The following is a 9,189-nucleotide window of genomic DNA, read 5'->3' on the forward strand; positions in this document are numbered from 1 at the left end:
GGACGCCGCGACCCTGGAGAAGCCCGCCGCCGACCTGCTGCTCCTTCCGGACACCTTCACCAACCACCTCGCACCCGAGGCCGGGCACGCCGCGCGGGCCGTGCTCGCGGACGCCGGGCTGACGACCGCGCTGCCCGAGGGGCCGGTCTGCTGCGGCCTCACCTATGTCTCCACCGGCCAGCTGGACCGGGCCCGGACCGTGATGCGCCGCACCCTGGACGTCCTGGAACCCGCCCTCGACGCCGGGCTCCCGGTGACGGTGCTGGAACCGCCCTGTGCCGCCGCACTCCGCACCGATCTCCCCGAACTCCTCCCCGACGACCCCCGCGCCGCCCGGCTGGCCGCGGCCACCCGCACCTTCGCGGCGACCCTGGAGGAGCTGGCCCCCGACTGGCGGCCGCCCCGCGTCGACCGTCCGGTCGTGGGCCAGACCCACTGCCACCAGCACGCCGTGCTCGGCGACGCCCCCGAACGGCGGCTGCGCGAGGCGGCGGGCCTCACCGGCGACCTCTCCGGTGGCTGCTGCGGCCTCGCCGGCAACTTCGGCTTCGAGAAGGGCCACTACGAGGTCTCCGTCAGCTGCGCCGAGGAACAGCTGCTCCCCGCGGTCCGCGAGGCGCCGGCCGATGCCGAGATCCTCGCCGACGGCTACTCCTGCCGCACCCAGCTCGACCAGCTCGGTGGCCACCGCTCCCGCCACCTCGCGGAGGTCCTGGCCGATCACCTCCCGCCGCGGCGCCGGTGACAGCCGTGAGCCGGCCGCCGCCGCGACCGGGGACGGGCGCGGCGCTACGCCGTGATCCCTGGTGTGGGTGCGCGTCACACCGGGGCGCCGTCCAGGCGTAGCGCAGTGGTGGTGAAACCGGGGCCGTGGGCGACGAGAAGCCCGGGGCCGGTGGGTGGGACCGGAGCAGCCAGCGTGCGGGAGAGCACGTCCAGGACCGCGACTCCGCCGAGGTTCCCGGCCTCCGCCAGCGAGTCACGGGCGTGACGCCCGTCCTCGGGGCCCATGCCGATGGCCTCCAGCGTGGTGGAGATGATCCCGGGTCCACCGGGGTGGACGACCGCCCATTGGGGCGCGGGGCCACGGGCGAGCCATTCTCCCAACGCGGGGCCGACCTGCCCCGGAGCAGTCCGTGACCGGGCGCCCGAGTCGAAGCGGATGCCCGGCTGGTCGATCACACCCCAGTAGGCGTCCTCGGAATCGGGCAGCAGGTACTCCCAGGCCTCGCCCACCTGGACCCGCCTTCCGGCGAGCGGTGCCGCGTCACCGGTGACGACAACCGCGCCGGCGGCATCCCCGAACAACCCGGAGTACAGCACCTGCTGAAGGGACAGCTCGCCGGAAGGGTGGAACAGCGTCGACAGCGCCTCGCTGACGACCACTAGTACGGCGGCATCGGGCAGATCGCGGGCGATACGGGCTGCCTGCGTCAGTGCGTGGGCGCCGCCCGCGCAGGCGGCGGTGGCCAGGCCGACCCGGGAGACGTCGGGCCGGAGTCCGAGCCGGCGGACGAGGTCCACCTCCAGACCGGGCACGGTGTAGCTGGACGTGTGTGAGGTGACCACCGCGTCGATGTCACAGGGGCGTAGTCCGGCCGCGGCAAGGGCATCGCGACCCGCGGTGACTGCGAGGTCCCGGGCGGCGCCGTACGCGGTGCGGGACCGCGGACCGACGCCGTCGGCAGCGCCCGTGCTCGCCGGCGGGCGGAGCCAGGGACGCTTTTCCACACCGGTGCTGCGCACCATGCGCATCCAGGTGGCGAGGCGCGGATGGTCCGGGTGATGCAACCGATAGGTGGCGGCGAGCTCATCCGTGCTGACCCAGTGAGGTGCGTACCGGACGGCGGGCATGGTGATGCTGGGCATGGCGTGACGGTAGGCAGCCCGGCGTGCGGGCCACATCCCGATCAGGGGAGGCCCACTCGAAGGTGTGGTGCGCTACCAGCAGGGCGACCGGTTCGTTCCGACCTCAGCGGTGCGCCGCGACGGGGCGAGGAGGGCGGGCTCCAAGCCGGCCGCCGCCACGACCGGGGGCGGGTGCGGCGCTACGCTGCCCGCATGATCCGCACCGCCACCGAAACCGACGTTCCCGCCATCCACGCGATGATCCGGGAGCTGGCCGCCTACGAGAAGGCCGAGCACGAGGTCGAGGCCACCGAGGAGCAGCTGCGCGAGGCGCTGTTCGGCCCGCAGCCGGCGGTGTTCGCGCTCATCGCGGAGGGCGAGGAGCCCGGGGAGCCCGTCGGCTTCGCGCTGTGGTTCCGCAACTACTCGACCTGGACGGGGACGCACGGCGTCTACCTGGAGGACCTCTACGTCCGTCCCGAGGCGCGCGGCGGCGGTCACGGCCGGGCGCTGCTGGCGGCGCTGGCGCGCATCTGCGTGGAGCGCGGCTACCGGCGGCTGGAGTGGTGGGTGCTCGACTGGAACGCGCCCGCGATCGGGTTCTACCGGTCGATCGGTGCCGAACCGATGGACGAGTGGACGGTGCAGCGGGTGACCGGTGAGGCGCTGGAGCGGCTGGCCGGCGGACCGGCGGCGGACGGCTGAGCCCCCGGGCCGGGTGGCGGCCGCTGCGTGCCGCCCCGGCCCCCGCCCCTTCGCCCGTTCCGCCTCCCGCCGTACCCGCCGAACCCGCCGTCCCGCCGTCCCGCCGCGCTCGGGCTCCGCGCCGTGCCGGAGCCGCCGGCACGGGAACGCCCCCTGCCGGCCGCGGGGTCGCGGAGCAGGGGGCGTGCCCGTCGTGCGCCGGGGCGGCGGCCCGGGAGGGCGGCCGCCCGCGGTCAGGCGATGGCGAAGATCGTCGCCGCCATGGTGAAGCCCATCAGGCCGATGGTGGTCTGGAGCACGGTCCAGGTCTTCAGCGTGGTCTTGACGTCCATGCCGAGGAGCCGACCGACCAGCCAGAAGCCGGAGTCGTTGACGTGGCTGGCGGTGACCGAGCCGGCGGCGAGCGCCAGCACGATGGCGGCGATCTCGACGGCGTTGTAGTCACCGGCGAGCACCACGGACTGCACCAGGCCGGCGGCGGTGATCAGCGCGACCGTGGCCGAGCCCTGCGCGATACGGAGCGCGGTGGCGACCAGGTAGCCCACCACGATGACCGGAAGGCCCAGGTCGGACAGCGAGCCGGAGAGCGCGTCGCCGATGCCGCCCTCGCGGAGCACGGCGCCGAACATGCCACCGGCGCCGGTGATCAGGATGATGGAGCAGATCGGGCCGAGCGCCGAGTCGGTCAGCTTCTCGATGACGTCGCCGCCGCGGCCGCGCCGGGTGCCCAGCACGTAGATGGCGACCAGCACGGTGATGAGCAGCGCGACGGGGGTGGCGCCGATGGCCTGGAGGAGGTGCACCCAGCCGGCGTCACCGTCGACCCAGCCGGCGGTGGCGGCGGTGTTGAGACCGGTGTTGCCGAAGATCAGCAGCAGCGGCAGCACCAGCAGTGCGATGACGGTCAGCGGGGAGGGCGGGTTCTCGTCCTTCTCCGCCTGCTCGCCACCGGTCAGGATGTCCGGCACGGGGAGCACGATGCGCTTGCCGACCCAGAGGCCGAAGAGGTAGCTGGTGACGTACCAGGTCGGGACGGCGACGAGGATGCCGAGCAGGATGACCAGGCCGATGTCGGCGCCCATCAGCTCGGAGGCGGCGACCGGGCCCGGGTGCGGCGGCACGAAGATGTGCATCACGGAGAACGCGCCGGCGACCGGGAGGCCGTAGCGCAGGATGCCGCCGCCGACGCGGCGGGCGACCGTGTAGACGATCGGCAGCATGACGACGAGGCCGGCGTCGAAGAAGATCGGGAAGCCGAAGAACAGCGAGGCGATGGAGAGCGCCAGCGGGGCGCGGTCCTCGCCGAAGCGGCGGATGAGGGCGTCCGAGAGCGCCTGCGCGCCGCCGCTCACCTCGATCAGCCGACCCAGGATGGCGCCCAGGCCGACGAGAAGGGCCACGCCTCCCACGGTCGAGCCGAACCCGCCCACCAGGGTGTCCACCACCTGGTTGGAGGGGATGCCGGCCGCGAACGCGGTGAGGAGGCTGACCAGGATCAGCGCGAGCAGCGCATGGACGCGCAGCTTCATGATGAGGAACAGCAGCACACCGATGGCGGCGGCGGCGATGGCCAGCAGCGGGCCGGTGCCCAGGGTCTGCGTCCAGGTGTCGGTGGGGTCCATGCGTGAGCTCCGTTGCCGTGCGGGACGTGGTGGGTCGGTGAGGTCGGTGAGGTCGGATGGTCGGCGGCCGTCTGCCGGGCGGCTTGGGGCCGGGTGGATGGCGCGCCCGGCCGGCGCCGAAGGGGCGGGCCCGCGTGGGCCGGCCCGGTCGGTCAGGCCCGGTCGGTCAGGCCCGGTCGGTCAGGCCGAGGGCGGCGAGCGCGTCGTCGACGATCTGCTCGGGGGTGCGGCGCAGGTCGACGGTGACGCCGTCCTCGTCCTCGCCGAGCGGTTCGAGGTCGGCGAACTGCGAGGCGAGCAGCGTGGGCGGCATGAAGTGCCCGGTGCGCAGGTGCAGCCGGCCCGAGATCAGCTCCTGGGTGCCGGAGAGGTGCACGAACCGCACCCGGCCCTCGGCCTCGCGGAGCAGGTCCCGGTAGCTGCGCTTCAGCGCCGAGCAGCTCACGACGCCGGAGGCGCCGGTGGCGGCGCGCTCGCTGATCCAGTCGCGGATGATGCCCAGCCACGGCAGCCGGTCGGCGTCGGTCAGCGGGGTCCCGGCCGACATCTTGTCGATGTTGGACTGCGGGTGCAGCGCGTCCGCCTCCGCCATGGGCCAGCCGAGGCGGTCGGCGAGCAGCTCGGCGATGGTCGTCTTGCCGGCTCCCGACACCCCCATGACCACGAGCGTGGTCGGCGACATGGGCCTCTCCTCACTGAAAGGTGTTACCAATGGTGGGGAAAGGTAACACCAATGTTTCCGGCAGGGGAACCCCCGGATGTCCTCCGTGCGCACTCGCTTCGATAACGGTCCGCCGCAGGTCAGCGGCGGGTGCCCGACCGGATGCGCTGTGTCGTCCCCGGCCGGCGGAGGCCCTGGGCGCTCCGCCCGCCGGTCACCGACCGACCCCGCGGGGTGACGCCCGGTCCGCGGCGGCCGGGAGCGGAGGATAGGGTTCCGACGTGGGGAAAGAGCGAGTGGACACCGGAGCCGGCAACGGCGCTTCCCTCCACCACTCCGTGCTGGATGCACTCGGGCTGGAGATCACCGCGGGCACCCTCGCCCCCGGCGACGGCCTCACCCTCGACGGCATCCAGGAGCGGTTCGGCGTCTCCCGGACCGTCGCCCGCGAGACGATGCGCCTGCTGGAGTCCATGGGACTGGTCGTCTCCCGCCGCCGCGTCGGCATCACCGTCCAGCCGCCCGACTCCTGGCACGTCTACGACCCCCGGGTCATCTGGTGGCGGCTCGCCGGTCCCGGACGGGACACCCAGCTCCGCTCCCTCACCGAACTGCGCATAGCGGTCGAACCCCTCGCGGCCGCCGCGGCCGCCCGGGAGGCAACCACCCACCAGCGGGAACGCCTGCTGCAACTCGCCGTCGAGATGCGCGCCCTCGGCGAGTCCGGCCGCCTCGACCCCTTCATGGACCTCGACATCGAGATGCACTCGCTGCTGCTGCGCGCCAGCGGCAACGAGATGTTCGTCGCCCTCACCGACGTGGTCTCCGCGGTGCTGCGGGGCCGCACCCAGCTCGGCCTGATGCCGCACCGCCCCGTGCCCGAGGCGCTCGACCTGCACGACGAGGTCGCCCGCGCGGTCGCGGCGGGGGAGCACGAAGCGGCCGAGACCGCGATGCGGCGGCTGCTCGCCGAGGTCCGCGACGCCATGGCCCCCATCCGACCCCGCAAGCCCTGACGGCACGTCGGACCCCCGGCACCGCGGATGTTCGGGAGCCGAGGCGGTCGTCCCGGCTCCCGGCCGCCGACCCCTTTTCCGCCGTGTCGCCACCCCGCCCTGGGTGCCGTCGCCCACCCGTCCACCCCGCACCACGGCACGTGGCCCGACCGGGTGTCGCTCTGTCAGGTGGTGGAGGAGTCCGGGGCGTGCGGCGGGTCGGCTGCCGTGCCGCGCGGGGGTGTGCCGCGGTCGCGGGGCGCCGTCGCACCGTCCCCGACGGCGCACCTCCGGTGCCGCCGGGGCACGACCGGGGCGGTGCGCTCCGCCCGGTCTCACGGGCGGTGCCCGGGGCGCGCCGGTGCGGCGGCTCAGGGCCCGGCCGCACCCGTCGCACGGCCGATGGAATTCGGACGGTTACGCGATCTGACGGAGGGTCCGCCGGTACGCCGGGAGCACGCCGCGGCGCCGGTGGCGACCGCCGCCACCCGCCCGGTCCGTGGTCCGTCCGGAGGCGGCGAACAGCGGGTGAGCGGCTGTACCGCCGCCCGGGTACGTCATCCCCTCGTGCGGCGGAAGGCCCGTCTGCGGACGACTCCGATCTGCGACGCCGGACCGCGGAAGGCCTGCGGCGCCCCGTGCGGCAGGGTCTGTCGGCTCGCCCACCAGGGGGCTCGGCGCCGCGCGATCCGGGACGGGAGGTGCGCTCCGGCGCGTTCCGCACCGGCCGGGGCCCGCCGGCGGTCCGGTGGTCGGCGCGCGCCCCCCGTCGCCGGGAGCGGCGACCTTAACCCCAGGTGTCCGCCGGACACAGGGGTGGTGAGGAAACCGGCGGGGACCAGCCACGGCCGCCTCGATGCTGCAAGATATGGCCGTGTCCGACAACGCCGCCGACCGCGCCCCGTCCACCCCCTCCGCTGCGCCGAACGCCCCCTCGTCGCCCACCGGTACCCCGCTCGGCCGCCCCGACCCGGCCGCGATGCGCGCCCGCTACCGCGCCGCCGGACTCAGCGAGACGGAACTGCCGGCCGAGCCCGTCGCGCTCTTCGGCGACTGGTTCGCCGAGGCTGTCTCCGGCGGACTGGGCGAGCCCAACGCCATGGTGGTCTCCACCGCCGACGGCGAGGGGCGCCCGAGTTCGCGGACCGTCCTGCTCAAGCACTTCGACGACCGCGGCTTCGTCTTCTTCACCAACTACGCCTCGGCGAAGGGGCGGGAGCTGACCGTCAACCCGCACGCCTCGCTGCTGTTCCCCTGGCACGACCTGGCCCGGCAGGTCATCGTCTCCGGGACCGTCGAACGGACCGGCCGCGACGAGACGGCGGCCTACTTCCGGACCCGGCCGCACGGCTCCCAACTGGGCGCCTGGGCGAGCGACCAGTCGCAGCAGGTGGGGTCGCGGGGCGAACTCGACCGCCGCTACGAGGAACTGGCCCGCCGTTACCCGGAGGGCGAGGACGTCCCGGCCCCGCCCACCTGGGGCGGCTACCGGGTGCGGCCCGAGTGGATCGAGTTCTGGCAGGGACGGGACAACCGGCTGCACGACCGGCTGCGGTTCGTCCGCCGCGGGACCGGGGCCTGGGAGGTCCGCCGGCTCTGCCCGTGAGGTGTGGTGGGCGGCGGGGCTCGCGCCCACCCGTGGCCGGCGGCTGCTCGCCGCGCACCTCCGCATCCGCGAGACGTGCCGGGCGGGAGATCCCCGCCGGGGGAGGGGCGGTCGCCGCGCCGCGCGCGGTGGAACGCAGACGACCCGCGGGCCTTGGTCCCCTGCCGAGGCAGAGGAGCCGGCCGGACGACACCGGCGGCCCGCGGGTCGGGTGACTGCTCGGGATTGGCCGGCGACGCCGGCATCCGCACTGACGTGGGACGACGGCCTCAGGCCGCAGTCACCTCACGCGTCCGGTTCTTGATCATCTGCCGAACCACCTCCCTTCTCGTGTACTCACCACGGTAGGCACTCCCGGCCGCGGTCTCAAGAGGTTTTCGGCGCGGTGGTGGCGAACACCACTGCGGCCGAATCCCGCCGAAGGCGATGTGACCGCGCACACCATGGAGTTGAATGGTGCGGACCCGTGCACCACGCGGCGCTCCGACCGGGCCCCGCGGTTCGGCCGGGCCCCGCGCCCGGCCACCGGCGGTGCCCGCCTGGTGCCCCGGGGTGGCGCCGCGCGGCCCGCGCACGGCGCGGCGCGGAGACGAACGAGGTGCCGCGGGCGGTGACGCCCCCGGACGCGCCGCCGGGCGGCACCGCGGAGGGGGTTCGACGTGACCACGCACTCACAGTCCCAGCCAGGGGCGCACTTCACCGGGGACGGCATTCCCGACCCGCTGCTGCTCGCCTCGTTGCTCGGTGGGATGGACGCGGCGCTGTTCGCCGTGGACCGCGACGGGCGCGTCACCCACTGGAACCAGGAAGCCGAGCGGCTACTGGGCTGGAGCGCCCGTGAGGCCCTCGGCCGGCGCGGCCTCGGCGGCTGGGTGGTGCGCGAGACCGACGCCGCCGACGTGCAGGACCGGCTGCTGGCCGTCACCGGCGACACCCCGGCCGGCGGCTCGCCGCGCCAGGTCCAGGAGTTCCCGTTCGTCACCAAGGACGGCTCCCGCCTGCTGGTCCGGGCCCAGACCGCGGCCGTGCGGGACGCCGCCGGGCGGGTCGCGGGCGCCTACTGCGCGTTCAGCGATGTCCATGCCCAGCTCGACCTCGAACGCCGCATCGCCCTGAGCGAGGCGCTGCTGGCGGGCTCGGCCTGGTCGGTGCTGCTCGTCGACGCCGACCTGCGCACCGTTGCCCTCAACGAGGCGGCCACCCGGGCGCTGGCCGTCTCCCCGGTCGAGATGCTGGGGGAGCCGCTGGCGGAGTTCCTCGGCAGTGGGCTGCCGGAGCTGGAGGGCGCGCTGGAACACGCCCTCGCGGGTGAGCCCCCCGCCGAACCCGTCGAGCTGTGGGTCACTCTCCACGAGGACGGCTCGGTGGAGGACGCGCACGGCGAGTCGCGCGGCGGGCTCCCCGGCGGCCGCCGCCGCTGCTGGCTCAGCGGCTTCCTGCCGCTGGGCTCCCCGCTGGCGACGGAGCCCTCCCCGCTGGGCGTCGCCTGGGTGTTCCGGGACGTCACCCTGGAGCGCCGCCAGTCCCGCGAGGCGACCCGGCGCCGCTTCCGCGACGGCCAGCTGAACCGCGCGGCCCGGGCGGCGGCGGACTGCGCCGACCCGATGGACGCGGCCGTCGTCCACCTGGACTTCGCGCTGGCGGGCTTCGCCGAGCACGCGCTGCTCGACCTGGTCCCCTCGGCACGCCCGGGCGCCCGTGCGGCTCGCACCCCGGCAGCCCCGCCCCCGCCCGCTGCGCCCGGTGCCGGCG

Annotated in this window: 8 protein-coding genes; 5 read left to right on the top strand and 3 right to left on the bottom strand. The window is 75.0% G+C overall.

The window, feature by feature from the left end; all coding sequences use genetic code 11:
* On the top strand, positions 1 to 745 hold a 745-nt coding region (locus HCN56_RS20450), incomplete at its 5' end, for a (Fe-S)-binding protein (protein WP_167973264.1).
* A gap of 74 nt (positions 746 to 819) precedes the next feature.
* Here the strand turns inward: HCN56_RS20450 and HCN56_RS20455 are convergent.
* Entirely contained in the window at positions 820 to 1,869 is a 1,050-nt protein-coding gene (locus HCN56_RS20455) for a beta-ketoacyl-[acyl-carrier-protein] synthase family protein (protein WP_167973266.1), read from the bottom strand.
* Positions 1,870 to 2,061: 192 nt separating this feature from the next.
* Here HCN56_RS20455 and HCN56_RS20460 point away from each other — a divergent pair, with 192 nt between their 5' ends.
* Positions 2,062 to 2,553 carry a GNAT family N-acetyltransferase gene (locus tag HCN56_RS20460; RefSeq protein WP_167973268.1) on the top strand — a complete coding sequence of 164 codons (492 nt, stop codon included), beginning with the start codon at positions 2,062 to 2,064 and terminating at the stop codon, positions 2,551 to 2,553.
* A gap of 233 nt (positions 2,554 to 2,786) precedes the next feature.
* Here the strand turns inward: HCN56_RS20460 and HCN56_RS20465 are convergent, their stop codons facing one another.
* Together HCN56_RS20465 and HCN56_RS20470 are read right to left on the bottom strand one after the other, a co-directional pair.
* Entirely contained in the window at positions 2,787 to 4,175 is a 1,389-nt protein-coding gene (locus HCN56_RS20465) for a GntP family permease (RefSeq protein ID WP_167973270.1), read from the bottom strand.
* A gap of 166 nt (positions 4,176 to 4,341) precedes the next feature.
* Positions 4,342 to 4,857: a gluconokinase gene (locus HCN56_RS20470; protein ID WP_167973272.1), complete on the bottom strand. Its 516-nt coding sequence runs from the start codon at positions 4,855 to 4,857 to the stop codon at positions 4,342 to 4,344.
* Between the two features lie 260 nt (positions 4,858 to 5,117).
* On the opposite strand from HCN56_RS20470, the gene HCN56_RS20475 reads away from it, so the two are divergent.
* The 3 genes from HCN56_RS20475 to HCN56_RS20485 form a co-directional block, all read left to right on the top strand.
* Positions 5,118 to 5,852 (top strand): FadR/GntR family transcriptional regulator, encoded by a 735-nt coding sequence (locus HCN56_RS20475; RefSeq protein ID WP_312871319.1) that lies wholly within the window; start codon positions 5,118 to 5,120, stop codon positions 5,850 to 5,852.
* 958 nt (positions 5,853 to 6,810) lie between these two features.
* Entirely contained in the window at positions 6,811 to 7,437 is a 627-nt protein-coding gene (pdxH, locus tag HCN56_RS20480; protein ID WP_167973276.1) for a pyridoxamine 5'-phosphate oxidase, read from the top strand.
* Positions 7,438 to 8,096: 659 nt separating this feature from the next.
* Positions 8,097 to 9,189, top strand: a 1,093-nt coding sequence (locus HCN56_RS20485; RefSeq protein ID WP_376770904.1) for a PAS domain-containing protein, incomplete at its 3' end; no start/stop codon positions are given.

Source organism: Streptomyces lonarensis, from assembly GCF_012033735.1.
Lineage (GTDB): Bacteria > Actinomycetota > Actinomycetes > Streptomycetales > Streptomycetaceae > Streptomyces > Streptomyces lonarensis.